We start from the raw sequence: 289 nt of genomic DNA, 5'->3' as shown, positions 1-289 counted from the left end.
ATCTAAGCCAAAATTAGCTGGGGTTAAGTGGGTTGAAGGCTCACCGGAGGCGCGCTTTATCGCTAAGGAGTCTAATACCACTGAAAAATCAGCTTTTGCCAGTACTTTGGCATTATCAGTATCTACTTGAACATTGCTATTAATGCGATCGTTATCACCTAAAATAGTCTCGGGATCGACGTTCATCGCTGAAGTCGCTTCAACTGAAGCGGCAGAACGACTAAGCCCAGAGCTTAAAGGACCCGTCATATCTGATTTAACGGCTGCAGAATTAAGTGCAGAGTTAACA

General features: G+C 44.3%; 1 protein-coding gene. It reads right to left on the bottom strand.

The features are described from left to right. On the bottom strand, positions 1-289 hold a 289-nt coding region (locus tag AAEY78_RS12565), incomplete at both ends, for a hypothetical protein (protein ID WP_352339669.1).

It is taken from the genome of Psychrobacter sp. 16-MNA-CIBAN-0192 (assembly GCF_040309565.1).
Lineage (GTDB): Bacteria > Pseudomonadota > Gammaproteobacteria > Pseudomonadales > Moraxellaceae > Psychrobacter.
The sequence above is the reverse complement of the archived record's forward strand: the minus strand, read 5'-3'. Positions and strand labels throughout refer to the sequence as shown.